31 protein-coding genes are annotated in these 25,644 nt (G+C 65.2%); 19 read left to right on the top strand and 12 right to left on the bottom strand.

Annotated elements, in window-relative coordinates; genetic code table 11:
• Positions 1 to 49: 49 nt before the first annotated feature.
• On the bottom strand, positions 50 to 1,039 hold the full coding sequence (locus tag P5705_RS15590; RefSeq protein WP_277461738.1) for an asparaginase: 990 nt from the start codon (positions 1,037 to 1,039) through the stop codon (positions 50 to 52).
• Positions 1,040 to 1,213: 174 nt separating this feature from the next.
• Positions 1,214 to 2,656, bottom strand: coding sequence for an alanine/glycine:cation symporter family protein (locus P5705_RS15585; RefSeq protein ID WP_277461737.1), 1,443 nt, complete (start codon positions 2,654 to 2,656; stop codon positions 1,214 to 1,216).
• A 181-nt stretch (positions 2,657 to 2,837) separates the two neighbouring features.
• Here P5705_RS15585 and P5705_RS15580 point away from each other — a divergent pair, with 181 nt between their 5' ends.
• On the top strand, positions 2,838 to 3,650 hold the full coding sequence (locus P5705_RS15580; RefSeq protein WP_240066521.1) for a helix-turn-helix domain-containing protein: 813 nt from the start codon (positions 2,838 to 2,840) through the stop codon (positions 3,648 to 3,650).
• 125 nt (positions 3,651 to 3,775) lie between these two features.
• Here the strand turns inward: P5705_RS15580 and P5705_RS15575 are convergent, their stop codons facing one another.
• Positions 3,776 to 4,594 carry an alpha/beta hydrolase gene (locus P5705_RS15575; RefSeq protein WP_277461735.1) on the bottom strand — a complete coding sequence of 273 codons (819 nt, stop codon included), beginning with the start codon at positions 4,592 to 4,594 and terminating at the stop codon, positions 3,776 to 3,778.
• A 163-nt stretch (positions 4,595 to 4,757) separates the two neighbouring features.
• Here P5705_RS15575 and P5705_RS15570 point away from each other — a divergent pair, with 163 nt between their 5' ends.
• The 5 genes from P5705_RS15570 (at position 4,758) to P5705_RS15550 (ending at position 8,562) form a co-directional block, all read left to right on the top strand.
• Positions 4,758 to 4,958, top strand: coding sequence for a hypothetical protein (locus P5705_RS15570; RefSeq protein ID WP_277461734.1), 201 nt, complete (start codon positions 4,758 to 4,760; stop codon positions 4,956 to 4,958).
• A gap of 235 nt (positions 4,959 to 5,193) precedes the next feature.
• Complete coding sequence (locus P5705_RS15565) at positions 5,194 to 6,144, top strand: ThiF family adenylyltransferase (protein WP_277461733.1); 951 nt, start codon at positions 5,194 to 5,196, stop codon at positions 6,142 to 6,144.
• A 3-nt stretch (positions 6,145 to 6,147) separates the two neighbouring features.
• Positions 6,148 to 6,609, top strand: a complete 462-nt coding sequence (locus P5705_RS15560) for an HIT family protein (RefSeq protein ID WP_277461732.1) — start codon at positions 6,148 to 6,150, stop codon at positions 6,607 to 6,609.
• A 143-nt stretch (positions 6,610 to 6,752) separates the two neighbouring features.
• A complete protein-coding gene (locus P5705_RS15555; protein WP_213659359.1) occupies positions 6,753 to 7,637 on the top strand; it encodes a sugar nucleotide-binding protein in 885 nt (294 codons plus the stop codon).
• Positions 7,630 to 8,562: an NAD-dependent epimerase/dehydratase family protein gene (locus tag P5705_RS15550; protein WP_277461731.1), complete on the top strand. Its 933-nt coding sequence runs from the start codon at positions 7,630 to 7,632 to the stop codon at positions 8,560 to 8,562. Before P5705_RS15555 ends, P5705_RS15550 begins: the two co-directional genes overlap by 8 nt.
• 261 nt (positions 8,563 to 8,823) lie before the next feature.
• Here P5705_RS15550 and P5705_RS15545 read toward each other — a convergent pair whose 3' ends face one another.
• The 5 genes from P5705_RS15545 to P5705_RS15525 all read right to left on the bottom strand — a co-directional run bounded on the left by P5705_RS15545 (position 8,824) and on the right by P5705_RS15525 (position 12,722).
• Positions 8,824 to 9,507, bottom strand: coding sequence for an OmpW/AlkL family protein (locus P5705_RS15545; protein ID WP_277461729.1), 684 nt, complete (start codon positions 9,505 to 9,507; stop codon positions 8,824 to 8,826).
• A 109-nt stretch (positions 9,508 to 9,616) separates the two neighbouring features.
• Positions 9,617 to 10,096: a DUF3299 domain-containing protein gene (locus P5705_RS15540; RefSeq protein ID WP_277461777.1), complete on the bottom strand. Its 480-nt coding sequence runs from the start codon at positions 10,094 to 10,096 to the stop codon at positions 9,617 to 9,619.
• A gap of 107 nt (positions 10,097 to 10,203) precedes the next feature.
• Positions 10,204 to 11,469 (bottom strand): ABC transporter permease, encoded by a 1,266-nt coding sequence (locus P5705_RS15535; RefSeq protein ID WP_277461728.1) that lies wholly within the window; start codon positions 11,467 to 11,469, stop codon positions 10,204 to 10,206.
• Positions 11,469 to 12,179, bottom strand: a complete 711-nt coding sequence (locus tag P5705_RS15530) for an ABC transporter ATP-binding protein (RefSeq protein WP_277461726.1) — start codon at positions 12,177 to 12,179, stop codon at positions 11,469 to 11,471. The genes P5705_RS15535 and P5705_RS15530 overlap by 1 nt, the downstream gene beginning before the upstream one ends.
• Positions 12,180 to 12,722: a DUF2796 domain-containing protein gene (locus P5705_RS15525; protein ID WP_277461724.1), complete on the bottom strand. Its 543-nt coding sequence runs from the start codon at positions 12,720 to 12,722 to the stop codon at positions 12,180 to 12,182.
• A gap of 135 nt (positions 12,723 to 12,857) precedes the next feature.
• On the opposite strand from P5705_RS15525, the gene P5705_RS15520 reads away from it, so the two are divergent.
• Complete coding sequence (locus P5705_RS15520; protein WP_277461723.1) at positions 12,858 to 13,202, top strand: hypothetical protein; 345 nt, start codon at positions 12,858 to 12,860, stop codon at positions 13,200 to 13,202.
• A 105-nt stretch (positions 13,203 to 13,307) separates the two neighbouring features.
• Here P5705_RS15520 and trxA read toward each other — a convergent pair whose 3' ends face one another.
• Genes trxA through P5705_RS15505 form a run of 3 tightly spaced genes read right to left on the bottom strand, consistent with a single transcriptional unit; the run spans position 13,308 to position 15,337 of the window.
• Positions 13,308 to 14,195 (bottom strand): thioredoxin, encoded by an 888-nt coding sequence (gene trxA / locus P5705_RS15515; RefSeq protein WP_277461721.1) that lies wholly within the window; start codon positions 14,193 to 14,195, stop codon positions 13,308 to 13,310.
• 28 nt (positions 14,196 to 14,223) lie between these two features.
• Positions 14,224 to 14,883 (bottom strand): class I SAM-dependent methyltransferase, encoded by a 660-nt coding sequence (locus tag P5705_RS15510; protein ID WP_277461720.1) that lies wholly within the window; start codon positions 14,881 to 14,883, stop codon positions 14,224 to 14,226.
• 1 nt (position 14,884) lies between these two features.
• Positions 14,885 to 15,337, bottom strand: a complete 453-nt coding sequence (locus P5705_RS15505; RefSeq protein WP_277461719.1) for a hypothetical protein — start codon at positions 15,335 to 15,337, stop codon at positions 14,885 to 14,887.
• Between the two features lie 105 nt (positions 15,338 to 15,442).
• Here P5705_RS15505 and nrdR point away from each other — a divergent pair, with 105 nt between their 5' ends.
• From nrdR to P5705_RS15445, 12 genes are all read left to right on the top strand, one after another.
• Positions 15,443 to 15,907, top strand: a complete 465-nt coding sequence (gene nrdR, locus P5705_RS15500; RefSeq protein ID WP_011531964.1) for a transcriptional regulator NrdR — start codon at positions 15,443 to 15,445, stop codon at positions 15,905 to 15,907.
• Between the two features lie 2 nt (positions 15,908 to 15,909).
• Positions 15,910 to 17,037 carry a bifunctional diaminohydroxyphosphoribosylaminopyrimidine deaminase/5-amino-6-(5-phosphoribosylamino)uracil reductase RibD gene (gene ribD, locus P5705_RS15495; protein WP_277461718.1) on the top strand — a complete coding sequence of 376 codons (1,128 nt, stop codon included), beginning with the start codon at positions 15,910 to 15,912 and terminating at the stop codon, positions 17,035 to 17,037.
• 41 nt (positions 17,038 to 17,078) lie between these two features.
• A complete protein-coding gene (locus P5705_RS15490; RefSeq protein WP_011531966.1) occupies positions 17,079 to 17,744 on the top strand; it encodes a riboflavin synthase in 666 nt (221 codons plus the stop codon).
• 18 nt (positions 17,745 to 17,762) lie between these two features.
• Positions 17,763 to 18,854, top strand: a complete 1,092-nt coding sequence (ribBA, locus tag P5705_RS15485) for a bifunctional 3,4-dihydroxy-2-butanone-4-phosphate synthase/GTP cyclohydrolase II (RefSeq protein ID WP_011531967.1) — start codon at positions 17,763 to 17,765, stop codon at positions 18,852 to 18,854.
• A 91-nt stretch (positions 18,855 to 18,945) separates the two neighbouring features.
• Entirely contained in the window at positions 18,946 to 19,422 is a 477-nt protein-coding gene (ribH, locus tag P5705_RS15480; RefSeq protein ID WP_003255395.1) for a 6,7-dimethyl-8-ribityllumazine synthase, read from the top strand.
• The gene (nusB, locus tag P5705_RS15475; RefSeq protein ID WP_011531968.1) at positions 19,419 to 19,919 is read left to right on the top strand and encodes a transcription antitermination factor NusB; all 501 of its coding nucleotides are present in this window, start codon (positions 19,419 to 19,421) and stop codon (positions 19,917 to 19,919) included. The genes ribH and nusB overlap by 4 nt, the downstream gene beginning before the upstream one ends.
• An 18-nt stretch (positions 19,920 to 19,937) precedes the next feature.
• The gene (gene thiL / locus P5705_RS15470) at positions 19,938 to 20,894 is read left to right on the top strand and encodes a thiamine-phosphate kinase (RefSeq protein ID WP_277461717.1); all 957 of its coding nucleotides are present in this window, start codon (positions 19,938 to 19,940) and stop codon (positions 20,892 to 20,894) included.
• Positions 20,891 to 21,394: a phosphatidylglycerophosphatase A family protein gene (locus tag P5705_RS15465; RefSeq protein ID WP_277461716.1), complete on the top strand. Its 504-nt coding sequence runs from the start codon at positions 20,891 to 20,893 to the stop codon at positions 21,392 to 21,394. Before thiL ends, P5705_RS15465 begins: the two co-directional genes overlap by 4 nt.
• A 16-nt stretch (positions 21,395 to 21,410) precedes the next feature.
• Complete coding sequence (locus tag P5705_RS15460) at positions 21,411 to 22,154, top strand: substrate-binding periplasmic protein (protein ID WP_277461715.1); 744 nt, start codon at positions 21,411 to 21,413, stop codon at positions 22,152 to 22,154.
• 255 nt (positions 22,155 to 22,409) lie between these two features.
• Entirely contained in the window at positions 22,410 to 23,027 is a 618-nt protein-coding gene (gene ribA, locus P5705_RS15455) for a GTP cyclohydrolase II (protein ID WP_277461714.1), read from the top strand.
• Complete coding sequence (locus tag P5705_RS15450) at positions 23,024 to 23,443, top strand: MFS transporter (RefSeq protein ID WP_277461713.1); 420 nt, start codon at positions 23,024 to 23,026, stop codon at positions 23,441 to 23,443. Before ribA ends, P5705_RS15450 begins: the two co-directional genes overlap by 4 nt.
• Positions 23,443 to 24,255 (top strand): cobalamin-binding protein, encoded by an 813-nt coding sequence (locus P5705_RS15445; RefSeq protein ID WP_277461712.1) that lies wholly within the window; start codon positions 23,443 to 23,445, stop codon positions 24,253 to 24,255. Before P5705_RS15450 ends, P5705_RS15445 begins: the two co-directional genes overlap by 1 nt.
• On the opposite strand, the gene P5705_RS15440 is transcribed toward P5705_RS15445, so the two are convergent.
• Positions 24,233 to 25,644 (bottom strand): TonB-dependent receptor domain-containing protein (locus P5705_RS15440; RefSeq protein ID WP_277461711.1); only part of this gene is annotated, 1,412 nt, incomplete at its 5' end. The genes P5705_RS15445 and P5705_RS15440 overlap by 23 nt on opposite strands.

The following is a 25,644-nucleotide window of genomic DNA, read 5'->3' as shown; positions in this document are numbered from 1 at the left end:
ACGCATGGGAGCGGGCTCGCCCCGCGATGGCGAACGGAACGTTTGCGCGTCAGGCGCGCTCGCCGCACAGGTCCAGCGCGAACCAATGCTCCGCCGCCTGCACGTCCAACCCCGCGCCCAGCAACGCAAACAACTTGCCCAGTGCCGCTTCGCGGGTCATGCCACCCCCGCTGACCAGCCCGGTGTCACGCAGGCGGCTACCGGCCGCGTAGGTGTCGAACACCACCGAACCTTCCGGGCACTGGCTGATGGCGACGATCATCACGCCACCCTGGCGGGCGTCGTGCAGGGCGTCGAGCAGTGCCTGATCGTCGGATGGCCCGGTACCACTGCCGTAGCACTCCAGTACCAAGCCCTGGATGCCACTGTCGAACAGGCCACGCAGGTGTTCGGCGGCAAGCCCGGGGAACACCGGCATGACCGCCAGCTTGACCGGCTGGCGTGGCTGGCGGTAGTCCAGGCGGGTAGGTAGTTCAGGCGCGCGCTCGCCCTCACGATGGCGAGGTAGTACGGTGAAGGCGTCGAACGCCTCGCTGCGCAGCTTGGAGGCGCGGCAGCCATGCAGCAACTGGCCGTGGAAGTACAGCTGCACGCCGTCTTCCAGGCCGCTTTCGAACAGGTTCAGGGCACCAAGCAGGTTGGCCCAGGCATCGCTGTCCGGCGCGCCGGCAGGCAGCATCGAGCCGGTCAGCAGCACCGGCACCGGCAGGCCCAGCAGCAGGAATGACAACGCCGCCGCGCTGTAGGCCAGGGTGTCGGTGCCGTGCAGCACCAGCACGCCATCGTGGCCATCACGCTCGACCGCCTCGACGATGGCGTCGCGCATCGCCAGCCAGTTGGCCTGTTGCATGTTGGCGCTGTCGATCAGTGGGTTCAGTTCACGCAGCGACCATTGCAGCGTCGGTGCATCACCGCAGGCGGCGAAGTGCTCGCGCATGCGCGCGTCGAAGCCACCGGCCGGTGCGAGGCCTTCGGCGGTCTGCAGCATGCCGATGGTGCCACCGGTGTAAAGGACGAGAAGATTCTTGACTACACGCATGGAAACATTCCGTAGCGATGTCGGGTTCTTTCGCCGGCAAGCTGGCTCCTACAGGTGCAAAGCATGCCTGGGGCGAGGCGATCCCCTGTAGGAGCCGGCTTGCCGGCGATGGGGCCCGAAGACAAAGAAAAGGTCAGCCGCCCACGGACGGGGCGACTGGGGCAGGGGAGAATATCAGCGCTGAGCGTGCGCCTGGGCGGCGGCTTTGTCAGTGGCTGTTTCAGCCTGCGGATTGGCCGGCCAGGCGCCACGGTCCAGGTCCAGGTCGGCGAACTTGCTGGAGTCGAACACCGGCTGCTTGATGCCTGCCTTGCGTTGTGCGTCGTAGTCGCGCATCACGCGCAGGCCGACCTTGAACAGCATGGCCAGGGCGATCAGGTTGACGAACGCCAGGCAGGTCATGGTGATGTCGGCGAAGGCGAACACGGTCGACAGGTCCTGGGTCGAACCCCACACCACCAGCGCCAGCACCAGGCCGCGGAAGGTCATCAGCACGGCGCGGTTGCGGCTGAGGAACTGCAGGCTGTTCTCGCCCAGGTAGTAGTTGTAGAGGATGCAGGTAAAGACGAACAGCGACAGCGCGACGCTGACGAACAGGCGGCCCCAGTCACCGACCACGGCGGCCAGCGAGTTCTGGGTCAGGACGATGCCGTCACCTTCGAAGCCCGGAGTGTAGAAGCCCGACAGCAGGATCAGCAGCGCGGTGCAGGTGCAGATCACGAAGGTGTCGAGGAACACGCTGAAGGCCTGGACCACGCCCTGGGCGCCCGGGTGCTTCACGGCGGCCACGGCGGCGACGTTCGGCGCGCTGCCCAGGCCCGCTTCGTTGGCGAACACGCCACGCTTCACGCCCATGACGATGGCGCTACCAAGCAGGCCGCCGAAGGCCGGGTCGAGGCCGAAGGCGCTCTTGAAGATGGTTTCCAGCATGGCCGGCACGTGTTCGATCTGGGTGCCGATCACGTACAGGGTCACGCCGATGTAGGCCAGGGTCTTGACCGGAACCAGCAGGTCCGACACCGCGGCGATGCGCTTGATGCCGCCGATGAAGGTCAGGGCCAGCAGGGCCGCCAGGACGATACCGGTGTGTTTCGGATCGAAGGCAAAGGCGTTCTGCAGCGAGTGGGTCACGGTGTACGACTGCAGGCCGATGAAGGCGAAGCCATAGGTGACCAGCAGCAGGATCGAGAACACGATGGCCATGCTTTTCAGCTTCAGGCCGTGCTGGATGTAGTACGCCGGGCCGCCGCGGTACAGGCCGTCGCCGTCGGCGCGCTTGTAGACCTGGGCCAGGGTGCACTCGAAGAAGCTGCTGGACATGCCCACCAGCGCGGTGACCCACATCCAGAACACGGCGCCTGGGCCGCCGAGGGTCACGGCGATACCGACACCGGCAATGTTACCGGCGCCGACGCGGCCGGCGAGGCTCAGCATCAGGGCCTGGAACGAGCTCAGTTGGCCTGCCTGGCCGCGAAGAGATTCCTTGAAGACACCGAACATGTGGCCGAAATGGCGGAACTGGACGAACCGCGAGCGGATCGTGAAGTAGCTGCCGAGACCGACAATCAGCACGATGAGAAGTTTCCCCGAAAGGAAATCGTTGAGTGCTTCGAGCATTGGAAAATGACCTCGATTCTTATTCTTCGCATGGAAAGACCAGCGGGCGGCAGGCGCACCGCTATTCATTGGGGGCGCATGGTTGGCTATGACAACTGTGGTTACAATTTCGCGGGTTGCTCAATTTTGGTGCGACTTGATGCTAGAATGGCACCACTCGCATCACCTGGACCCCCGCATCATGGGCGATCATTTCGCTGTCAACCTCAAATTCGCCTGTAGTCACTACCGCTCTATCTCCGAGGTTTGCCGGCAGCTGTCGATCAATCGGGCACAATTCAACAAGTACCTGAGCGGGCAAAGCCGCCCGACGGCGTACAACCTCAAGCGCATCGGCGACTTCTTCGGCGTGGAGGACTACGAGCTGGGCTTGCCCCACGAACAGTTCGCCCGCCTGATTGGCGCGCGCAGCCAGGAGCAGCGCGTTGGGCCGCAGGACGACCCGATCAGCGAACTGTTCAAGCCCCTGCATAAAGAAGCCGGCAACCTGTCGCGCTACTGCGGCTATTACTTCGAGTATTCCAACTGCATGTCGGTGCCGGGTTCGATCCTGGTGTCGCTGGTGCACCTGTGGGAGGAGCGCGGCAGTTTCCTGTTCGAGCGCCAGGAGCGTCAGGAGCGCAGCTCCGGCCTGGACCAGCATGCCGAAGTGCGTTGCCGCTACCTCGGCGCGGCATTCCAGCTGCAGGACCGGATGTTCCTGATTGACTACGAGTCGCTGACCTTCAACGAGATGAGCCAGACCATCCTCATCCCCAGCTTCAAGAGCCGCATCAGCCGCCTCAATGGCCTCAAGACCGGGGTTTCCAGTGGTGACCGCCGTAACCCGGCGTGTACCCGGGTGGTGTGGGAGTACCTGGGCGAGGAGATCAACCGCATCAATGCCTATCGGCAGATCAAGCTGTACCGCCCTGATGACCCACGCATCGATGACGACATCCGTGACCGCCTGAGTGCGGGGATGGTCAGCAATGGGTTGTTCGAGATCGAGTGAGCCACCGCAGTCTGTAGGAGCGGCTTCAGCCGCGATGCGGACACCGCGGTGTCCGGCACCCGCTGCACGGGTGATCGCGGCTGAAGCCGCTCCTACAGAGGTCGTGTCAGGCCAATGAAAAAGCGTCACGCCAGGATGAAGGCACTCACCGCATCAGCCACCTGGTCCGCCACCTCTGGCCGGTCGCGCAGGTGCGCGGCGATGCCGTGGTCGCAATTGGTGAGCATCAGGCATTCCACATGGGGCGCCGGTACCGAGCGCAGCAAGGCGTGGGTGACTTCCTCGGGGATCGGGCTGTAGCGCTCGACGCCCGCCAGTCGACGGGTGCCGGCCGAAGTGCCGGCGCCCTGGCCATGGACCTTCGAGTTCAGCCCGTCGTACTCGCCGATCACCAGCAGCACGCGGCCCTGGAACTGACGCAGGAAGGCGTAGCTGTCGCAATCGAGAAAGGCGAACGGCTTGCGGATCGCTTCGGTGAACGCGGGGCCAAAGGGCGCGTCATGGGCCGCATCGGGATACACCGCCGGGCAGATCAGCACCAGCTTGCGCACGCTCGGGCGCTGGGCGGCCAGCTTTAGGGCGATGGCGCCGCCCAGGCTGTGGCCGACCACCGTGTCGCTGCGAGCGTCTAGGTGCTGTTGGAAGCGCAGGGCCTCCTGCAGGTTGCTGGCCAGCGAGGCGTCCTTCGCCCCGGGCTCGCTTGCCAGGCTGTGGCCGGAGAGGTTGCCGGTCAGCGAGCCGATGCCCTGGCGCTGCAAGCGGTACAGCAGCGGATTGAGCCGGGTGAAATCTGAGCGGGCGCCGCCGATCACGAAGGCTGCTGGCGCACGTTCCTGTTCTGGCATTAGCAGGCGCGCTTGCTGGTGGTAACCATCGAAGGCCTCTTCGATGATTCGCTCGATGCCGGGAGCGGGTTCGTCGTATTGCCACTTGGTTCGGTCCATTTCATTCACCTCAACGGCCATCACCTGCTCCTGGTGGTTGTCTGGAAACCGATAGTACAGGACGGTCGAGCATTCCTTGCAGTCGTACCCTTGACGCAGGTGAGGATATCGATAGAATCAATCGCGAACGATAATCGTTCTCGTCAGTTAAATGGAGTTTATGATGAAAAAGATGCTCGGCTTCGCAGCAATCATTGCCCTAGGTGCCCCAGTGGTTCAAGCGTCCGTATCGCTTGAGAAGGAACCTGGGCAATTGACCACAAAGGAACAGATGCTGATTCCTCACTCGACCACCACCGCAAACTTCGACCGTTCGCGCTGCAGCGATATCAATTACAGATTCCTGCCGCAGTGCGGTAACTGAGAGTATTTGGGTTTGTACGAAAAGTCGCCGAGCGGCGATCAGGCAAGGCGAAAACAGGCGAGGAACGGTCGGAGTCGCGCACGACTTGACTGGTTGTCAATGAGCATTCCGACCGGGCTGGCGCACCAGCCTGTTTTCAACGCAGCATGATCGTCGCGCAGGCACTTTTCGTACAAAGCCTAGGCTAGCTTCAGAATCAGGGGACTTGGTCCCCTGACTTCATTCAGGACTTATCATGGACGATTTGATCTTTTTTGCTGGCGACAGGCCGGTAGGCGTGATTGTTCCATCCACTGTTTTTTCATATCAGGATGGACAAGTCCTGATCAATGGCCCTGCTGGCATAAGCCGGGCGGCTCAAGGTGATGAGCTTGGCTTGCATCGGGCCCTGGTCGATACCGGAGCCTTGGTGGCAGGGCAGCCGCATGAGGTCAACCAGGTATTGGACCTGTTGGCGAACCCGGACACCAGCCGAACGGTCAGTTACTTGCTGTGTTCTGCCAGGCAATGTGATGACGTCATCAGCGATATCGCAACATTGCGGCGCAGCAGGGTCATGGTGGTGGGATGTGGCGGGATCGGCAGTTCCATCTGCATGCTGCTGGCGGGGGCGGGGGTGCGACAGTTCCTGTTGATAGACGCTGATGTCATCGAGCGGAGCAATTTGAACCGCCAAGTGTTCTGGACACTGGCCGATGTTGGGCAAAAAAAGGTCGATGTGCTCAAGCGGGCTCTTGAAGCGCGCTTTGATGGGGTTGATGTCATCTGCCTGGATCGCAGCGCACAGCTAGACGAACTGCGTGAAATGGCCATTGAGAATGTGCAAGGTGTTGCCATTACTGCCGACAACCCTCCGAGCCTGGCGCGCAATGGCTGGAAAATTGCCAAGGCATGCGGTGTGCCTGTGGTGGCGGGAGGCTACCTTCACCACCTGAGTGCTTCGTTCCACTTCCTTCCCGAGGATTGCCAGCAGATAGAAGCGGCTGCCCGGTTGGCGGAGAGCGAACAATGGTCGGCGTTACCTAGCGCAATCATGCCCAGTTATGGCCCGATGAATTTCTCGCTGGCTTCGATATTGAGCGCAAACTTGATCGCTTCCCTGGCGAGGCGCACGTTTGGCCAACAGAAGACCACCGTGGCCCGATGGGATTCCAGAGGATTCAATTGTTCAGGGGAAGGAGACTGACCCATGTGTATTTTTTGCGAAATCGTTGAGGGCCGATCCCCTGCTCATGTCTTCTGGCAAGACGACAAACATATGGCGTTTCTTTCGATATTCCCAAACACCCGTGGGGCAACGGTGGTGATCCCCAAGATTCATCGTTCAAGTTATATATTCGATCAGGAAGATGACGTGCTGAGTGAACTGGTCATTGCCGCCAAGCGAGTGGCACGTTTGCTCGATTCGGTACTGGACGATGTCGGGCGTACCGCCATGATCTTCGAAGGCTATGGCATCGATCACCTGCATGCCAAATTGTTTCCTCTTCACGGCACGGGCAACGGAAGTGAATTCAGGAAAATATCGTCGAGTGTCGACAAGTACTTTGAAAGATATGAAGGCTATGTCTCCTCTCACGACTGGAAACGGGCGAATGATCAGGAACTTGCGGCGTTGGCACGGGAACTCTCCCAGTACAACGTAACTTGAATGCATGGGTGGGCGATGCCTTGCACTGACGATGGCGGTTGGGAAGGGCTGAGGGGCATTACTTTGCAGGCGTTGGACTTCCCCTCGCGGAAACCGCAAAATGGCCCCTTTCCTCCTTCGACCTGAGCGGACCTGTTGACTCTATGCGTATGCGCCTGATGCTGTTGGGTGGTGGCAATGCCCTCGGGCAAGCGCTGATTCGCCTCGGGGCCGAGGAAGACATCGCGTTCCTGGCGCCGCGCCCGCCGGAAGGCGGCTGGGACCCGGCCAGCCTGACGCTGCTGCTCGACGAGCACCGCCCCGACGCGCTGGTCAACCTGGCGTACTACTTCGACTGGTTCCAGGCCGAGTCTGTCAGCGAGCAACGCCTGGCCCAGCAGGAGCGCGCGGTGGAGCGGCTGGCCGAACTGTGCCAGCACCACGAGATCGTGCTGGTGCAACCCTCCAGCTACCGCGTGTTCGATGGCTCGCGCGCCACCGCCTACAGCGAGAAGGACGAACCGGTGCCGCTCGGCCTGCGTGGCCAGGCCCTGTGGCGCATCGAGCAGAGCGTGCGCGCCACCTGCCCACAGCATGTGCTGGTGCGTTTCGGCTGGCTGCTGGATGAAAGCCTGGACGGCGCGCTCGGGCGCTTCCTGACCCGCGCCGAACAACCCCAGGAACTGCTGCTGGCCGACGACCGCCGTGGCAACCCGACCCCGGTGGACGACGCTGCCCGGGTGATTCTCTCGGTGCTCAAGCAGCTCGACTGCAAGGCGCCGCTGTGGGGCACCTATCACTACGCCGGCAACGAGGCCACCACGCCGCTGGCGCTGGGCCAGGCGATCCTCGCCGAGGCCGTGCAGTGGCGCCAGCTGGCCGTGCAGCAACCCACCGCGCAGGCCCATGCCGCCCGCCCGGATGCCAGCGAAGAGCCGCAGCACGCGGTACTGGCCTGCAAGAAGATCCTTCACACCTTTGGCATCAAGCCGCGCGCTTGGCGCGCCGGCCTGCCGCCTCTACTGGACCGTTTCTACCGACATGGCTGATGCCCCCATCCTGATCACCGGCGGTGCCGGCTTCATTGGCTCCCACCTGTGCGATGCGTTGCTGGAAAAAGGCTACGCGGTGCGCATCCTCGACGACCTGTCCACTGGCAAGCGCGAGAACCTCCAGCTCGGTCATCCGCAGCTTGAACTGCTCGAAGGCGATGTCGCCGACGCGGCCCTGGTAGCTCGCGCCGCCGCCGGTTGCCGGGCCGTGGTGCACCTGGCGGCGGTGGCTTCGGTGCAGGCATCGGTGGAAGACCCGGTCAAGACCCACCAGAGCAACTTCATCGGCACCCTCAACGTGTGCGAGGCCATGCGCCTGAATGGCGTGCGCCGCGTGCTGTTCGCCTCCAGCGCGGCGGTGTATGGCAACAACGGCGAGGGTCAGTCCATCGTCGAGGACACTCCCAAGGCGCCACTGACCCCCTATGCGGTGGACAAGCTGGCCAGCGAGCAGTACCTGGATTTCTATCGTCGCCAGCATGGGCTGGAGCCGGTGGTATTGCGCTTCTTCAATATCTTCGGGCCGCGGCAGGATCCGTCCTCGCCGTATTCCGGGGTGATCAGCATCTTCTGTGAGCGCGCCCTGGCCGGTCAGCCGATCACCGTGTTCGGCGATGGCGAGCAGACTCGTGACTTCCTCTATGTCGGGGATCTGGTCCAGGTGATGGTCCAGGCCCTTGAGCAGGATGCGGTCGAAGAGGGCGCGGTGAATATCGGTTTGAACCAGGCGACTTCGCTGAACCAGTTGCTGTCGGCGCTGGAACAGGTGGTTGGCACGCTGCCAGCGGTCAGCCATGGGCCGGCGCGTTCCGGGGATATCCGCCATTCCCGGGCAGACAACGCGCGGTTGCTGGCGCGGTTCGAGTTCCCCGCGCCGACGCCGTTCACCGAAGGGCTGGCGCGGTTGCTCGGCAAGGCCTGATATCGGGTATCGCCTCACGTGTGGTTCGCCGGCAAGCCGGCTCCTACAGGAGCGATCCTGGCCCTAGCCGGCGAACCGCTCGCGAATGCTTGGTAGCGGGTTGGGGCGGTCGTGGCGACCTGGGTGTAGGGCGGTGGGGCGGGGGCGGTGCAATGGCTTGGTGTTGCTGGTTGATGCAGCTGCGTCTTGTAGGAGCCAGCCTTGCTGGCGAATGCGCGGAGCTTCGCCAGCAAGGCTGGCTCCTACAAGGGCGGCGGTGAGTCAGAACTTGTAGCCGATACCGACCATGTAGACCCAAGGGTCGACGTCCACATCGACCTTGGTCTTGCCGACGCCCAGGGCGCTCGGGCCGTCGATGGTGGCTTTGGTGTCGATGTCGACGTACCAGACCGCGGCGTTGACCAGCAGGTTGTCGGTGATCATGTAGTCCATGCCCAGCTGGCCGGCGATACCGATCGAGTCCTGCAGCTTCATGTTGCTGAAACCTTGGGCCTTGCGGTTGCTGCTCAGGTCTTCATCGAAGAACAGGGTGTAGTTGATGCCCACGCCCGCGTAAGGCTGGAACTTCGAAGTGGGTTCCATCGGGTAGTACTGCAGCGACAGGGTCGGTGGCAGCTGCTTGATGTCGGCCAGCTTGCCGTCCAGGCCAGGGCCGAGGCCCTTGACGCCGACGGTGTGCTGGAACGGCGTGGCGGCCAGCAGTTCCAGGCCGATGTGGTCGGTCAGCATGTAGGCGAAGGCCAGGCCCAGTTGGGTGTCGCTGTCCAGGGTCGCCTTGGTGCCCGAAACCTTCGCGCCATCAAGTTTGATGTCGCCGCTGTTTTCGTTCGGCGCGGTGGTGATGGCGCCGGCGCGGAGGATGAAATCCCCCGCCTGGTGGGCGTGGGCGACGGGCGCTGCGAGCGCCAGCGCGACGAGCGAGGCACTGAGCAAGGACTTGTTCATGGAAGCTCCCAAAGGACGTGAGTAATCGAGTAGTCCAATGGTACGAAGCTGACTAAACAGAAAGTTTGACCCAGCTCAACGAAGCGGTTTCACACAGTGCAACCTGTTCTCACTTCAGCTCGTAAGCGTAGATTTTCTCGGCTTCCATCTGGTAACCCGCGTCGGCCAACTCGCTGCTGGAGGCCTTGACCTGCATCGTCCCTTCGATCCAGTAGGGCTGGTAGAGGTCTTCGACGCGCACGCCCATCTCGCTGAAAATGTGCACGATCTGGTTCGACGGCGGCGGTGGCACGTGAATGCAGGCGCCGTAGTACGGCACCAGGAGGAACTCGGTGGTGCGGCCCTCGTCGCTGACTTCCAGGGGCACGATGTAGCCGGGGATCTTCACCGGCTGGCCGTCCAGCGCCTTGACCACTGGGGCATTCGGCGCCTGCTGGCGGGCGGCGGGCGCGGCTTCGGCCGAGAGCGCGTCGCTGATCCGCGACAGGTCGTGCAGGGGCGTCAGCTGCGGCGGGATGACCGGGGCGCCTTCGGGGATCAGGGCCGGCCAGTCCAGTTCGCGGGGTTCGGCAGCCCAACCGGCGGGCATGACGAACACCAGCGCAAGCAGGAGCACGGAAAGCGCGCCCCATCTGTAGGAGCCGGCTTGCCGGCGAACCCAGGCAACGAAGATGCGATGAATGTGCATGGGTACTCTCACAGGTGAATCGACAGACCGTCGGCCAGCGACTGCCGATAGGCGCGCCATGCCGGCACGCTGCCCATCAGCAACGCCGCGCCAAGGATGATGGCCAGCAGCGTCCACTCATGAGCGCTCGGCCAGGCCAGCGGCAAGTAAAGCCCATAGTTGGCCTGCACATAGCCCTGGGCCAGGGCGATCCCGGTATACAGCAACCCCAGCCCGGCCGCGATGCCGGCCAGCGCCAGGGCCAGTGCCTCGAGCACCAGCAGCCCGGCGATATGCCACGGCCGTGCGCCCACCGAGCGCAGGATGGCCATTTCCCGGCGGCGTTCGTTGAGGCTGGTGAGGATCGCCGTGAGCATGCCGATCAACCCGGTCAGCACCACGAACAGCGACACCACGAACAGCGCCTGTTCAGCAGTGCCCATCAGGCTCCACAGTTCCTGCAGGGCCACGCCGGGGAGGATCGCCAGCAGCGGCTCGCCGCGGTATTCGTTGAGCTCGCGCTGCAGGCTGAAGGTGGCGATCTTGTTGTTCAGGCCGAGCATGAAGGCGGTGATGGCCGTGGGTTGCAGGTCCATCGTACGCGCTTGTTCGGCGCTGATGCGCCCGGCGCCGCGGGCCGGCACGCCGTTGTGCCAGTCGATGTGGATCGCCTCCATGCCGGCCAGGCTGATGTGCAGGGTGCGGTCTACCGGCGTGCCAGTACGCTCGAGCACCCCGACCACGGTAAACGGCTTGTCATCGTGCTTGACCAGGCTGATGGCGGCCACGCCATGGGCCAGCACCAGCTTGTCGCCGAGCGTGTAGTGCAGCGCTTCGGCGACTTCGGCGCCGAGCACCACCTCGAACGGGTTGTCGCCGAACGGGCGGCCCTGGCCCAGCGCCAGGTGTTGGCGCCGGCCGTACTGGTAGTGGCTGAAGTAGTCGCCGGTGGTGCCCATCACCCGGTAGCCGCGGTGCGAGTCGCCCAGGGAGATGGGGATCGCCCATTTCACCCGTGGGTCCTTGGCGTAGTGCTCGTAGCTGTCCCAGCGGATGTTGTTGGTGGCGTTGCCGATGCGAAACACCGAATACAGCAGCAGGTTCACCGACCCCGAGCGGGCGCCGACGATCAGGTCGGTGCCGCTGATGGTGCTGGCGAAGCTGGCGCGGGCTTCGGTGCGCACGCGCTCGACGGCCAGCAGCAGGCACACCGACAGGGCGATGGCGAAGGCGGTGAGCAGGGCGGTAAAGCGGCGGTTGGCCAGGCTGGCCAGGGCAAGGCGGAGCAGGTACATCAGGCCTCCCGGGGCTTGGCGGCGCGATTGAGCTCGGCCAGGGACAGGTGTCGGTCGAACAGTGGCGCCAGGCTCTGGTCATGGCTGACGAACAGCAGGCTGGAACCGGCTGCGCGGCATTCGGCGAACAGCAGGCGGATGAACGCCTCGCGGGTGTCGGCGTCGAGCGCGGAGGTGGGCTCGTCGGCGATCACCAGTTCCGGCTGGCCGATCAGCGCCCGGGCCGCGGCCACCCGTTGCTGCTGGCCGATCGACAAGCTGTCGGCGCGGCGGGCGAGCAGGGCCGGGTCGTCCAGCCCCAGGTGCGCGAGCAGTTGCGCGGCGGCCTGGTCAACGCTGCCATGGCGCTGGGCGGCGCGGGTGGCACGGCTTTTCGAGAAGCGGCAGGGCAGCTCGACGTTCTCGCGCACCGAGAGAAACGGCAGCAGGTTGAACTGCTGGAAGATGTAGCCGGTGTGATCGACCCGGAAGCGGTCACGGGCGCCCTGGCCCAGCGCCGCCAGGTCCTGGCCAAGCAACTGGATACTGCCCTGGCCCGGGCGGTTCACACCGCCCAACAGGCCGAGCAGGGTGGTCTTGCCGCTGCCGCTGGGGCCCTTGAGGAACAGCGCCTCGCCCGGCTCCAGGCGAAACGCGGGAATATCCAGCAGCGGCGCCTGGCCGGGCCAGGCGAACACCAGGTCATGCAGGTCGATCAACGGCTGGCGCATTCAGAACACGACCACGGCCTTGGCGGACGTCGCTTCCGTGCCTTTCTGGCCGTTCGGGCCGATCAGTTGCACATTGACCTTCTGGGTTTGCGGGAAGGTCTTGAACAGCGGCGCGAGGTCGATGCGGGTGAGCTTGTCGGGGTTGGCGCAAGTCAGCTGGTAATGGGCTTCGATGTCGGCGTGCTGGTGACCTTGCGCCTGCTTGTCGCCGGCCTCGAACAGCGGGCTCTCCAGTTCCTGGTTCTCCTCGGTGCAGCCAGCGGCCAGGGCCAGGCCGAACAGCTTCAGCGGTTGTTCCAGCTGCTGGCGGGCGGCGGTGACCTTGGCCTTGTCGGCATCGGTGCTGGCGACGTGCTCGAAGCCCACCAGGTTCATCGCCGGGCTGTCCAGCCCCAGTTCGAGGGTGTTGCCGTCGAGCACCACATTGAGCTTGGCCACGCCGTGCTCGTGGGCACCGAGGGTGTCGTGGTCATGGTCGTCGTGGGCATGGGCCACGGCCAGGGGAAGCAGGGCGAAGGGCAGGGCGAGCAGCAGACGACGCATGGACGGCTCCAGGGGCGGCTTGGAAGGATTTGGTAATGTTATAACAACTTCTGTTTGCCTCGCCAGCCCGCCTGGCACAGGTTTCATGTTCGTGGGAGCATGGCTGCATTCAAGCCCAGGATCGAGGAAGGCAGCGTGAGAATTCGTGGACAGATCGGTGACTGGCCGGTGGACTTGACCATCGAGCTGGCGCCTGAAGAGTGGGCGCAGCTTGGGCGTCGGCTGGAGGCGCCTGTCGTGGTCGAGGCCGTTCAGGCCAGCGCTGGCCCGGCGCCGCGCCAGGATGACGGGCAGTGGCTGGCCGCGCGCGAGGTGCTGCGCCAGGCGGGGCAGATGGGCGGGCCGGAGTTGCTGGAGCGCCTGGAAGGGTTGGCTGGCAGTGTGGCGGCGGGCAAGCGGCTGCTGGTGCGCTTGCGCCACAGCAGTGAGGTGAAGGTGGAAAGTGGCGCGGATGCGCCGGTGTATCACTGGGTGGGGTGACCGTGTTGCTGCCATTCGCCAGCAAGGCTGGCTCCTACAGTGTATGCACCCTCGGGCGGCGTGATACCTGTAGGAGCCAGCCTTGCTGGCGAACAGCGGTCTATCTCAGAACATCGCCGCCGATAGCTTGCGACGGTACACGCCGACCAGCGGATGCTCGTTGCCCAGCAGTTCGAACACTTGCAGCAACGCTTTCTGCGGTAGCCCATTCTCGTAAGCGCGATTGCGCTGGAACAGCTTCAGCAGCCCATCCAATGCCGCTTCATATTGCTGGCGCGCCAGCTGCTGGATGCACAGCTGGTAGGCCGCTTCGTCGTCCTGCGGGTTCTGCGCCAGGCGGGTCTTGAGCTCGGCGGCTTCCGGCAGGCTGGCGGCCTGGCGCAGGAAGGTCAGCTGGGCCTTGGCGCCGGCCAGGGCGGCCTTGTGCTCGTCGGTCTTGACCGCGTCGAGCACCACCTGCGCCTCGCCCAGTTCGCCCCGCTCAGCCAGGCAGCGGGCGTAGAGGATCAGCGCCTCGGCGTTGCTGTTGTCTTCACCCAGCAGCACCTGCAGCAGGGCTTCGGCTTCGCTGAAACGGCTTTCGGCGAACAGCGCCTTGGCCTGCTCCAGCGGCGCGGCGGTCGGTGGCGCGGGCATCTGCACATGGGGTTCGAGCATGGCGCGGATGGCCGACTCGGGCTGGGCGCCGGCAAAGCCGTCCACCGGCTGGCCGTCCTTGAACAGCACCACGGTCGGCAGGCTGCGGATGCCGAACTGGGCCACCACCTGCTGCTCGACGTCGCAGTTGATCTTGGCCAGCAGCAGCTCGCCCTGATAGCCCTCGGTGATCTTCGCCAGCAGCGGCATCAGCGCCTTGCAGGGCGCGCACCATTCGGCCCAGAAGTCCACCAGCACGGGCTTGTGGAAGGAGTTCTCGATGACCAGCTGCTGGAAGGTGGCATCGGTGGCATCGAAGATGTACGGCAGGCTTGTGTTATCAGGAGCTTGGCTCATCGCGACTCTCGCAAACGTGAATGCCCCACTATAAAGGCTCGCGGCTGGCATGGTACAGGCTGACCCGGCGGAATTCGTGCGGCTCGGCCAGGTCCGGCAGGGTCAGCGCCTCGAGCACGCCCAGCGAGCGGTATAGCGGGTGGCTGAAGTCGCGCACCCGCGAGTCGGCCACCAGCGCCTGGCGGCCACGGCTGAGGAACGCGTCCAGTAGTGGCAGATTGGCGCGATCGTAGAGCACATCGGCGACCAGGATCAGGTCGAAACGGTCGGCTTCGGCGAAGAAGTCGCTGCTGTAGCCCAGTTCGACCTGGTTCAGCGCGGCGTTGGCGCGACAGGCATCCAGGGCCAGCGGGTCGAGGTCGCAGGCCACCACTTCCAGGGCGCCGGCCTGGGCGGCGGCAATGCCGGCAATGCCGGAGCCCGCGCCGAAGTCCAGCACGCGCTTGCCCCGCACCCATTCCGGGTGTTCGGCGAGATAGCGGGCCATGGCCAGGCCGCTGGCCCAGCAGAAGCTCCAGTAGGGCGGCTCTTCCAGGATGCGCCGGGTTTCCTCGCTGCTGAAGGCGCGGTCCATATTCTGGTCGTCGATCAGCCAGAGTTTCAGGGCGCAGCCGGGCAGTTCGCTGACCACCAGGCGCGCTTCACCGATCAGGCCGCTCAGGGCCTGTTGCAGGGCTTGCGGGGCCATCCTACGGGGCCTTTTCGAAGCGCAGCGGGCCGGTAGCCTGGGTTTCGGCCTGGGCGATACGCACGGGCGGCAGGTGCAGGATCAGCTGGCCTGATTGGCTGGCGCGGCCGCGCAGCTCGACCCGGCCACCGGCGGGGAATACTTCGGGGTTGAAGCGCAGGTGATAGGGCAGGGCCTGGCCGGTGCCGGTCAGGGTGCTGCTGGCGAGCAGTTGCTGTGGGCGGCCACGCTCGTCGATGACCAGCAGGGCCAGTTCCACGTCGGCGCCGGCCGGGACTTCCAGCAGGGTGCCGCTCAGTTCGCGCTGGTAGGCCGGCAGCGGGCCCAGCGGCTGGGCTTTCCTGGCCACCTTGGCCGGTGCGGGCGCCGGGGCTTGCTCGGACTTGGGCCGGTCGCTGCCGCAGGCGGCGAGCAGAACGGCGCAGCACAGCACGATGAGTGCGCGATGATGCATGGGGGAGTCCTTCACGGGCAGATTTGCATGGATGGTAAACCCTTTGGCTTGTCTTGCCAGTGCAATGCGCTACCATGGCCCTCCCTTTTTTTGTTGCCTGCCACCATGCACTGTCCGTTTTGCGGTGCCAACGACACCAAGGTCATCGACTCTCGTCTTGTCGCCGAGGGCGAGCAAGTGCGCCGCCGCCGCGAGTGTGTCGCCTGCGGCGAGCGCTTCACCACCTTCGAGACCGCCGAGCTGGTCCTGCCCCGGCTGATCAAGCAGGACGGCACGCGCCAGCCCTTCGACGAAGACAAGCTGCGCGCCGGCATGCAGCGGGCGCTGGAGAAGCGCCCGGTGAGTATCGAACGCCTGGAAGCGGCGCTGGCGCACATCAAGAGCCGGTTGCGCGCCACCGGCGAGCGCGAGGTGAAGTCGCTGGTGGTGGGTGAAATGGTGATGGCCGAGCTGCGCAAGCTCGACGAAGTCGCCTACATCCGTTTCGCCTCGGTCTACCGACGCTTCCAGGACCTCGACGAGTTCCGCGAAGAAATCGACCGCCTGGCCCGCGAGCCGGCTAAAGAGTAAGCATGTCCAGCCAAGCCATTCTCGACGCTCATTACATGGCCCGGGCCGTGGAGCTGGCCCGCAAGGGCCTCTACACGACCCACCCCAACCCACGCGTCGGTTGCGTGATCGTGCGCGATGGCGAGGTGGTCGGCGAAGGCTGGCATGTACGTGCCGGCGAGCCCCATGCCGAGGTGCATGCCCTGCGCCAGGCCGGTGAGCGTGCCCGCGGCGCCTGTGCCTATGTCACTCTCGAACCGTGCAGTCACCACGGTCGCACGCCGCCGTGCGCCGAGGCGCTGGTCAAGGCGGGCGTGGCGCGGGTCGTGGCGGCCATGCAGGACCCCAACCCGCAAGTGGCCGGTAATGGCCTGCGGCGCCTGCGCGAGGCCGGTATCGAGGTGGCCAGCGGCGTGCTCGAAGCCGAGGCGCGGGCACTGAACCCCGGCTTCCTGAAACGCATGGAGCATGGCCTGCCGTTCGTCCGCGCCAAGCTGGCCATGAGCCTGGACGGCCGCACCGCCATGGCCAGCGGCGAGAGCCAGTGGATCACCGGCCCCGCCGCCCGTGCCGCGGTGCAGCGCCTGCGCGCCCGCTCCAGCGTGGTGCTGACCAGCGCCCAGAGCGTGTTGCAGGACAACGCCCGGATGACCGTGCGTGGCGCAGAGCTCGGGCTGGACAGCGAGCTCACCGCCCTGGCCCTGTCGCGCCCGCCGCTGCGGGTGCTGGTCGACGGGCGCCTGCGCCTGCTGCTGGACGCACCGTTCTTCCAGGCCGGCCCGGCGCTGGTGGTCACCGCTGCGGGCGATGATCCGCGCTACGCTGCTGCCGGCCATGAACTGCTCAATCTGCCGGGCGACGACGGCCAGGTCGACCTGACCGCGCTGCTGCGCCGCCTGGCCGAACGCGGTGTCAACGAGATCTTGCTGGAGGCCGGCGCCGGCCTGGTCGGCGCCTTCGCCCGCCAGGGCCTGGTCGACGAGTTCCAGCTGTTCGTCGCTGGCACCTTCCTCGGCTCCGAGGCCCGCCCGTTGCTGGACTGGCCGTTGTCGAAAATGAGCGAGGCGCCACGGCTGAAAATCACCGAAATGCGCGCGGTCGGCGATGACTGGCGAGTCACTGCCATCCCCTTGCCGGCCCCCGGCGTATAATGCCTGGCCTGCCCCGCGCAGCCCGTATCTAGGAGAACACCATGTTCACCGGCATCATCGAATCCATCGGCACCATCCGCAGCATGACCCCCAAGGGCGGTGACGTGCGCGTCTACGTGGAAACCGGCAAGCTCGACTTGGGCGACGTCAAGCTGGGCGACAGCATCGCCGTCAACGGCGTGTGCCTGACCGCCGTCGAACTGCCTGGCGACGGCTTCTGGGCCGACGTCAGTGTCGAAACGCTGAAGCGTACCGCCATGGTCGACCTCAAGAGCGGCAGCCGGGTCAACCTGGAAAAGGCCCTGACCCCCACCACCCGCCTGGGCGGCCACCTGGTCAGCGGCCACGTCGACGGTGTCGGCGAGATCGTCTCGCGCGCCGATAACGCCCGCGCCATCCAGTTCCGCGTGCGCGCCCCGAAAGAGCTGGCCAAGTACATCGCCCACAAGGGCTCGATCACCGTCGACGGCACCAGCCTGACGGTCAACGAAGTCGATGGCGCCGAGTTCGAGCTGACCATCGTCCCGCACACCCTGTCCGAAACCATCATGGCCGACTACCGCGCAGGGCGTCGGGTGAACCTTGAGGTCGACCTGCTGGCCCGTTACCTGGAGCGTCTGCTGCTGGGCGACAAGGCCGCCGAACCGAGCAAGGGCAGTGGCATCACCGAAAGCTTCCTGGCCGCCAACGGCTTCTTGAAATCCTGATTGAGAAGGGGGTGCCGCGTGGCGCTCAACAGCATCGAAGAACTGGTCGAAGACATCCGCCAGGGCAAAATGGTCATCCTCATGGATGACGAAGACCGCGAGAACGAAGGCGACATCATCATGGCAGCCGAATGCTGCCTGCCCGAGCACATCAACTTCATGGCCAAGCACGCCCGTGGCCTGATCTGCATGCCCATGACCCGCGAGCGCTGCGAAACGCTCAAGCTGCCGCTGATGGCGCCGCGCAACGGTTCTGGTTTCGGCACCAAGTTCACCGTGTCGATCGAGGCCGCCGAAGGCGTCACCACCGGCATCTCCGCCGCCGACCGCGCGCGTACCGTGCAGGCCGCCGCCGCCAAAGACGCCAAGGCCGAGGACATCGTCAGCCCCGGCCACATCTTCCCGCTGATGGCCCAGCCCGGCGGCACCCTCGCCCGCGCCGGCCATACCGAGGCGGCCTGCGACCTGGCGCGCATGGCCGGCTTCGAGCCGAGCGGCGTGATCTGCGAAGTGATGAACGACGACGGCACCATGTCGCGCCGCGCCGAGCTGGAAGTGTTCGCCGCCGAGCACAACCTCAAGATCGGCACCATCGCCGACCTGATCCACTACCGCATGATCCACGAGCGTACCGTGCAGCGCGTCTCCGAGCAGCCGCTGGACAGCGAGCTGGGCCAGTTCAACCTGGTCACCTACCGCGACGCGGTGGAAGGCGACGTGCACATGGCCCTGACGCTGGGCAAGATCTGCGCCGACGAACCGACGCTGGTGCGCGTGCACAACATGGACCCGCTGCGCGATCTGCTGATGGTCAAGCAGCCGGGCCGCTGGAGCCTGCGCGCCGCCATGGCCGCCGTGGCCGAGGCCGGCAGCGGCGTGGTGCTGCTGCTGGGCCACCCGCTGGACGGCGACGTGCTGCTGGCGCACATCCGCGAGAGCGCGGGCGATGCGCAGCCCAAGGCACCGACCACCTACAGCACCGTCGGTGCCGGTTCGCAGATACTGCGCGACCTCGGCGTGCGCAAGATGCGCCTGATGAGTTCGCCAATGAAGTTCAATGCGATATCCGGATTCGATCTGGAAGTTGTAGAATACGTGCCCTCCGAGTGACTTGAGGCGGCCTGATCGCCCCTAGACTCGAGTCAAAACCCTCCCGAGGCCGCCACTGCGCGGCCTCGCTCTTGAAGATGAGAACTCCGGAATGACCCTGAAGACCATCGAAGGTACCTTCATCGCCCCCAAAGGTCGCTATGCTTTGGTGGTTGGCCGCTTCAACAGCTTCGTCGTCGAAAGCCTGGTTAGCGGCGCAGTCGATGCCCTGGTACGCCATGGCGTCAGCGAAAGCGACATCACCATCATCCGTGCCCCGGGCGCGTTCGAGATCCCGCTGGTGGCACAGAAAGTCGCCCAGCAAGGCGCTTACGACGCGATCATCGCCCTGGGCGCAGTGATCCGTGGCGGTACCCCGCACTTCGAATACGTGGCGGGCGAGTGCACCAAGGGCCTGGCCCAGGTGTCCATGGAGTTCGGTGTTCCGGTGGCCTTCGGCGTACTGACCGTCGACTCCATCGAGCAAGCCATCGAGCGTTCCGGCACCAAGGCTGGCAACAAAGGTGCCGAAGCGGCCCTGTCCGCCCTGGAAATGGTCAGCCTGCTGGCGCAGTTGGAGGCCAAGTGATTAGCGACGAAAGCGATCGTTTCAACCCGCGCGATCCAAAACCTGCGGATGCCGGCAAGCCCTCGAAGAGCGCCAAGCGTCGCGAAGCCCGCAAGCTCGCCACGCAAGCCCTCTACCAGTGGCACATGGCCAAGCACTCGCTGAACGAAGTGGAAGCGCAGTTCCGGGTCGATAACGATTTCTCCGATGTCGACGGCGCCTACTTCCGCGAGATCCTGCACGGGGTCCCGGCGAAGAAGGTCGAGATCGACGAGGCTCTGAAGCCCTGCCTGGATACGCCACTGGAAGAACTCGACCCGGTCGAGCTGTCGGTGCTGCGCCTGTCCGCCTGGGAATTCATGATGCGCGCCGACGTGCCGTACCGCGTGGTGATCAACGAAGGTGTGGAACTGGCGAAAGTCTTCGGCGCCACCGACGGGCACAAGTTCGTCAACGGCGTGCTGGACAAGCTGGCTCCGCGTCTGCGTGAAGCGGAAGTCCGGGCGAACAAGCGCTGATCGCGGCGCTGTCGAGCCATGGGTGAGTTCGAGCTGATCAGCCACTACTTCGCCGCCGCGCCCTGTGCGCAGGGCGGCGAGGGCGTGGCCCTGGGTATCGGCGACGACTGCGCCCTGCTGGACCTTCCCGCTGGCGAACAGCTGGCGGTTTCCACCGACACGCTCGTGGCCGGTGTGCACTTTCCCGCAATCTGCGACCCCCTGCTGCTCGGCCAGCGCTCGCTTGCCGTGGCGGCCAGCGACCTCGCGGCCATGGGCGCCACGCCCATCGGCTTCACCCTGGCCCTCACGCTGCCCGAAGTCGGCCCCGACTGGCTCGCGGCTTATGCCGACGGCCTCGGTCGCATGGCCCAGCGTTGCAGCATGACGCTGATTGGTGGCGACACCACCCGTGGCCCGTTGAGCATCACCGTGACCGTGTTCGGCCGCGTGCCGGCCGGCCAGGCGCTGCGTCGCAGCGGTGCACGGCCGGGCGACTTGCTGTGCGTCGGTGGTTTTCTGGGGAACGCGGCAGGTGCATTGCCGCTGGTGCTGGGCGAGCGCGAAGCGGCTAATGATGTAGCCGCGCCGCTGCTGGCGCATTACTGGTCGCCGCTGCCGCAACTGCAGCTGGGCGAGCGCCTGCGTGGCCTGGCCACGGCGGCACTGGACATCTCCGACGGGCTGCTGGCCGACTGCGGGCATATCGCCAAGGCGTCCGGCGTGGCGCTGGAGGTGAACCTGGCGCAGGTTCCCGTGTCTGCTCCCTTGCAGGCGTTCCTTGGCCGCGAGGCGGCAGTGCACGCGGCGCTCACCGGTGGCGACGACTACGTGCTGGCGTTCACCCTGCCGGAATACGCGCTTTCATCCCTGGCCGACCAGGTGCACGTCATTGGCCGTGTGCTGGAAGGCCAGGGCGTGACCCTGCGCGACCCGCAGGGCCAGGACATCACCCCCGCACAGCGGGGTTATCAACATTTCAGGGAGTCACCGTGACCGACCACCCCAACCAGGTGCCTGCGGAGTTCGTTCCGCCTTCGGTCTGGCGCAACCCGTGGCACTTCATCGCGTTCGGCTTCGGCTCCGGCACCCTGCCCAAGGCCCCGGGTACCTGGGGTTCGCTGGTGGCGCTGCCGTTCATCCCGCTGTGGCAGATGCTGCCCGACTGGGGCTATTGGCTGCTGCTGGGCATCAGCATGCTGTTCGGCGTGTGGCTGTGCGGCAAGGTGGCCAGCGACTTGCGCGTCCATGACCACGAAGGCATTGTCTGGGACGAGATCGTCGGCATGTGGATCACCCTGTGGCTGGTGCCGGAGGGCTGGCAGTGGCTGCTGGCGGGGTTCCTGATGTTCCGCTTCTTCGACATCCTCAAGCCGTGGCCGATCCGCTGGATCGACCGCCATGTGCATGGCGGCTTCGGGATCATGCTCGACGATATCCTGGCCGGCGTGTTCGCCTGGCTGGGCATGCAGGTGCTGGTGTGGGCGGTGGCCTGAAACAGGGAGCGTTGTGATGGGGTTCAGGACTGTATTGCTGGCAGTGATGCTGCTTGTCGCGGGCACCGGTGCCATGGCCCGGGAGGCTCCGACGCAGGTGCGCCTGGTCAGCGAGGAGTGGCTCGACTACACCAACAAGGACGGCACCGGGCTGGCCTGGGACGTGATGCGCAAGGTGTTCGAGCCGGCCGGCGTCAAGCTCAAGCCGCAGAGCGCGCCGTACAGCCGCGCGGTGGGTTTGGTCAAGCGGGGCGAGGCGGATGCCTGGGTGGGCTCCTACAAGGAGGAGAACCCCAACAACCTCTACCCGCGCTGGCATTTCGACATGGACCATATCTACGCCCTGGGCCTGGCCAGCAAACCGGCACCCACCCTCGACAACATCGGCCAGTTCCGCCTGGCCTGGGTGCGGGGCTACGACTACGCCAGCTACCTGCCCAATGCCAGGAATTTCCGCGAGATCCAACGCCGCGAGGGCATCCTGCCGATGCTCGAGCATGACCGGGTGGATTTCTACATCGATGCCGAGACCGAGGTGAACTACGTGCTCGGCCAGGCGCCCGACCCCAAGCAGTTCAAGCTCACTCATGTGGCCGAGTTGCCGTTGTACCTGGCATTCGCCGACAGCGAACAGGGCAAGGCCCTGCGCGACCTGTTCGACCGGCGCATGGAGGTGCTGGTGCGCAGTGGCGAGCTGAAGCCGATCTTCGAGCGCTGGAAGCAGCCTTATCCGTTCACCGGCGACAGTCAGCCTCACTAGTCGCCGACCGTGTAGGAGCCGGCTTTGCCGGCGAACACCGGCGTAGCCGGTGCCCTTCACCGCGTTGCCTGGTTCGCCGGCAAAGCCGGCTCCTACAGGTTGTCTTGAACCCGAAAGCAGCGGTACGAGGGCTAATGGCGCCTCTATAAGCATCGAACTTTTCGATCTTAAGCCGCGATATTCAGCCTGCGCACCGGCGCCGGGCTGCTGATACAATCGGCCGATCTGAATATTCCTACTTTCCAGGAGCACAACGTGCCCGTCGTCTTTGTCGCCGCCTCCAAACTCCCGACCCCCTTTGCGATCTTCACCATGCATGGCTTCCTCGACGAAGCCACTGGCCGTGAGCACGTGGTGCTCAGCCTGGGTGACATCGCGGACGGTGAGCCGGTGCTGGGGCGCCTGCACTCCGAGTGCCTGACCGGCGATGCCCTGTTCAGCCAGCGTTGCGACTGCGGCTCGCAACTGGAGGCCGCGCTGCAGGCCATCGCCCGTGAAGGCCGTGGCGTGCTGCTGTACCTGCGCCAGGAAGGCCGTGGCATCGGCCTGCTGAACAAGATCCGCGCCTACGAGCTGCAGGACGGCGGCGCCGACACCGTCGAGGCCAACGAACGCCTGGGCTTCGCCGCCGACCAGCGCGACTACGCCATGTGCCTGCCGATGCTCGAGCACCTGGGCGTGACCTCGCTGCGCCTGATGACCAACAACCCGCGCAAGGTCAAGGCGTTGACCGACATGAGCATCAAGGTCGCCGAGCGCGTGCCGCTGCACACCGGCCACAACCCGCACAACCGCCTGTACCTGGCCACCAAGGCCGACAAGCTTGGCCACATGATGGGCAACAAGCACCAGGGCGAGGTGCCCCAGGCGTGACCCGCAACGAGGTGAAGCGCCGGCTGGCCCTGGCCTGGTGGCAGTACCTGGCCGTGGGCCTGGTGCCGTTGCCGGTGATGGCCTGGGCGTTCGGCGCTGGCGAACCGCTGATCCCGGTGCTGGCCATGCCGTTGTTCATCGCCGGGGCCGCGACCATGTTCCTCAGCCTGCCGCGTTTCGGCGCCTACAAGCGGGCATTGATCGCCACCGACAAGCAACTGGGCACGCCGGAAGAACCCGGTGCCTGGATCGAGCTGGCCCGGGTGCGGCGCCTGGCCATGCTGTTCGCCTGTTTCCCCGCCTGGGTGGCCGCGCTGTCGGTGCTGGTGGGGCTCGAAGCGGTGCCACAGATCCTGCTGGCGTTGTCTACCGTGGTGATCTTGTACCTCTATCGCATTCCGCGTCAGTTGGGCTGATGCGGGCACTGCTCGCCGGTATCGCGCTGTTGTGCTGCGGCGCCTTGGCCGAAGCTGCGCCACGCGTGGTCAGCCTGGCGCCGTCGATGACCGAGATCGTGCTTGAGCTGGAGGCTGGCGACCTGCTGGTTGGCGTGCTCGACGGCGGCGAACGTCCGCAGGCACTGGCCCGTCTTCCCTCCGTCGGCCGCCATGGCCAGCTCGACATGGAGCGCCTGCTCAGCCTCAAGCCCGACCTGCTGCTGCTCTGGCCCGGGAGCGTGGCACCTGCCCAGCGCGACCAGCTCAGGCGCCTGGGCATCGCCACGTTCAGCGGCGAGCCTGGCGACCTTGACCAGTTGATCGAGCAGATCGAAGCCATCGCCCAGCGCATCGGCCGTGACGAGCAAGGCCAGGCCTATGCCACCCGTTTGCGTGAGCGGCTGCATGGGCTGCGGGAACAGTACCGGCGTGAAGTGCCGTTGCGAGTGTTCTACCAGGTCTGGGACAAACCGCTGTACACCCTGGGTGGGCGTCAGGTGGTCAGTGACGCCTTGCGCGTCTGCGGGGCGCGCAATGTATTCGATGACTTGGCCCAACCCGCGCCGCAAGTCAGTGTGGAATCGGTGCTGTTGCGCGACCCCGAGGTGATCCTGGCGGGTGACGTGGCGCAGCTGGCCAGTTGGCGTAGCTGGCCGCAGTTGAGCGCCGTGAAAGGGCAGCGCTTGCTGGTTGTCCCCGACAAAGGTCTGGAGAGGCCCAGCGGACAGATGATCGAGGCCACCGCCCGCTTGTGCGCATTGCTTGAGGCTAGAGCGCCGGCGTCCAGGTGACGCTCAGCAGCCAGGTGCGGCCTTCTTCGCGATAGCCGTAGTCATGCCCCTGGAAGTTGTAGAGATTGCGGCTGTAACGCTTGTCCAGCAGGTTGTCGAGCTTGAGGTCGAGCTTCAGCTCACGGGTAGCCGCCCAGCCACCGCGAATGCCCAACAGCCCGTAGCCACCGATGGGTGCATTGTTGGTTTCGTCGTTATAGCTGCCGCTGACGGCCTGCCAGCTGGCACCGACATTGAAACGGTCGAATTGACGGTCGATATCCAGGCTCAGGGTGCGGCGTGCACGACGGGCGAGAGTGTGGCCGCTCTTTCGGTCGCGTGGGTCGACCAGTGCCAGGCCGAGTTGCGATGTCCAGGCACCCCATTGCTGGTCCAGCGCCATCTCGAAGCCGTTGATGCGGGCCTGGGCGACGTTGCCCATGTTTCTGGTGTCTGCGTCGTAGCTGATGGCGTCTCGCAAGTCGGTGCGATAGAGCGAGGTTTCCAGGCGGCTGCTGTCGGTCAGCTGGCTGCGCCATTGCACTTCATAGGACTTCGAGTGCTCCGGCTTCAGATCAGGGTTGCTGAAGCCGGGGTAGTAGAGGTCGTTGAACGTAGGGGCGCGGAAGCCCTCGCTGTAGGACAGCAGCAGGTCATTGCGACTGTTCAACGGCAGGGTAAGGCTGCCGCTCCAGGTGGTCTGGCCGCCGAATTGCTGGTTCTCGTCGTGGCGTACGCCAAGTTCGGTCGAGAAGTGTTCGCCCTGGAAGCGATGCTGGGCGAACACCGCGCGGTTCCAGCGACTGTCCTCGTTGAAGTCGGTGGCCGCGTGTACCCGGTCCTCGTACCACTCGCCACCCAGCAGCACGCTGTTTTCGTCATCCAGGGTCAGGTCGTTCTGCCAGGTGACTTGGTCGCGATAGGTGTTGAATGGCGAGCTCTGGTGCGTGAGCTTGTCACGGCTGTCGTCGCGGTTCTCGCTGTGAGCCACCTCCAGCCGGGAATGCCATCGCTCGGTAAGCTGGGCATCGAGGTAACTGCCCAGGCTGCTGACGGCAAAGTTCGAGTAGGGCACCTTCGGGCTGCTGCCACGAGGCTCGTCGAACTCGCGACGCCCACGGTTCTCGAGCAGGTTCAGGCCCGCTTCGAAACGCTCGTTGAAGGTGTGGCTCAGGCTGAGGTTGAACGCACGGTTGCGATAGGCGTCATGGTCGCTATCGCTGGCATATGACGGCCCGGTGGAGTCGATGCCGGCCGTTTCGTCCAGGCTGGCGCCGAGGTTGAAGCGCGTTGCGCCATTGCCACCGGACAGGCCCAGGCTGCGTTGCCAGGTCTGATTGCTGCCGGCCGCCAGGCGCAGGCGCGGCTGCAGGCCCGGGCCGCTGCCACGGCGGGTGAAGATCTGGATCA

Source organism: Pseudomonas entomophila (assembly GCF_029478665.1).
Classification (GTDB): Bacteria; Pseudomonadota; Gammaproteobacteria; order Pseudomonadales; family Pseudomonadaceae; genus Aquipseudomonas; species Aquipseudomonas entomophila_F.
This window is presented reverse-complemented; position numbering and strand designations above follow the sequence as displayed.

Coding starts and splice junctions, on each gene's coding strand:
- P5705_RS15590 (WP_277461738.1), bottom strand. CDS start 1,039: ATGCGTGTAGTCAAGAATCTTCTCGTCCTTTACACCGGTGGCACCATC.
- P5705_RS15460 (WP_277461715.1), top strand. CDS start 21,411: ATGGGGTTCAGGACTGTATTGCTGGCAGTGATGCTGCTTGTCGCGGGC.
- P5705_RS15580 (WP_240066521.1), top strand. CDS start 2,838: ATGGGCGATCATTTCGCTGTCAACCTCAAATTCGCCTGTAGTCACTAC.
- P5705_RS15530 (WP_277461726.1), bottom strand. CDS start 12,179: ATGCGCCAGCCGTTGATCGACCTGCATGACCTGGTGTTCGCCTGGCCC.
- P5705_RS15445 (WP_277461712.1), top strand. CDS start 23,443: ATGCGGGCACTGCTCGCCGGTATCGCGCTGTTGTGCTGCGGCGCCTTG.
- P5705_RS15570 (WP_277461734.1), top strand. CDS start 4,758: ATGAAAAAGATGCTCGGCTTCGCAGCAATCATTGCCCTAGGTGCCCCA.
- P5705_RS15535 (WP_277461728.1), bottom strand. CDS start 11,469: ATGTACCTGCTCCGCCTTGCCCTGGCCAGCCTGGCCAACCGCCGCTTT.
- P5705_RS15575 (WP_277461735.1), bottom strand. CDS start 4,594: ATGGACCGAACCAAGTGGCAATACGACGAACCCGCTCCCGGCATCGAG.
- P5705_RS15545 (WP_277461729.1), bottom strand. CDS start 9,507: ATGAACAAGTCCTTGCTCAGTGCCTCGCTCGTCGCGCTGGCGCTCGCA.
- P5705_RS15550 (WP_277461731.1), top strand. CDS start 7,630: ATGGCTGATGCCCCCATCCTGATCACCGGCGGTGCCGGCTTCATTGGC.
- P5705_RS15555 (WP_213659359.1), top strand. CDS start 6,753: ATGCGTATGCGCCTGATGCTGTTGGGTGGTGGCAATGCCCTCGGGCAA.
- P5705_RS15490 (WP_011531966.1), top strand. CDS start 17,079: ATGTTCACCGGCATCATCGAATCCATCGGCACCATCCGCAGCATGACC.
- ribD (WP_277461718.1), top strand. CDS start 15,910: ATGTCCAGCCAAGCCATTCTCGACGCTCATTACATGGCCCGGGCCGTG.
- P5705_RS15510 (WP_277461720.1), bottom strand. CDS start 14,883: ATGGCCCCGCAAGCCCTGCAACAGGCCCTGAGCGGCCTGATCGGTGAA.
- nrdR (WP_011531964.1), top strand. CDS start 15,443: ATGCACTGTCCGTTTTGCGGTGCCAACGACACCAAGGTCATCGACTCT.
- thiL (WP_277461717.1), top strand. CDS start 19,938: ATGGGTGAGTTCGAGCTGATCAGCCACTACTTCGCCGCCGCGCCCTGT.
- P5705_RS15585 (WP_277461737.1), bottom strand. CDS start 2,656: ATGCTCGAAGCACTCAACGATTTCCTTTCGGGGAAACTTCTCATCGTG.
- P5705_RS15565 (WP_277461733.1), top strand. CDS start 5,194: ATGGACGATTTGATCTTTTTTGCTGGCGACAGGCCGGTAGGCGTGATT.
- P5705_RS15560 (WP_277461732.1), top strand. CDS start 6,148: ATGTGTATTTTTTGCGAAATCGTTGAGGGCCGATCCCCTGCTCATGTC.
- P5705_RS15540 (WP_277461777.1), bottom strand. CDS start 10,096: ATGCCCGCCGGTTGGGCTGCCGAACCCCGCGAACTGGACTGGCCGGCC.
- ribH (WP_003255395.1), top strand. CDS start 18,946: ATGACCCTGAAGACCATCGAAGGTACCTTCATCGCCCCCAAAGGTCGC.
- trxA (WP_277461721.1), bottom strand. CDS start 14,195: ATGAGCCAAGCTCCTGATAACACAAGCCTGCCGTACATCTTCGATGCC.
- P5705_RS15525 (WP_277461724.1), bottom strand. CDS start 12,722: ATGCGTCGTCTGCTGCTCGCCCTGCCCTTCGCCCTGCTTCCCCTGGCC.
- P5705_RS15505 (WP_277461719.1), bottom strand. CDS start 15,337: ATGCATCATCGCGCACTCATCGTGCTGTGCTGCGCCGTTCTGCTCGCC.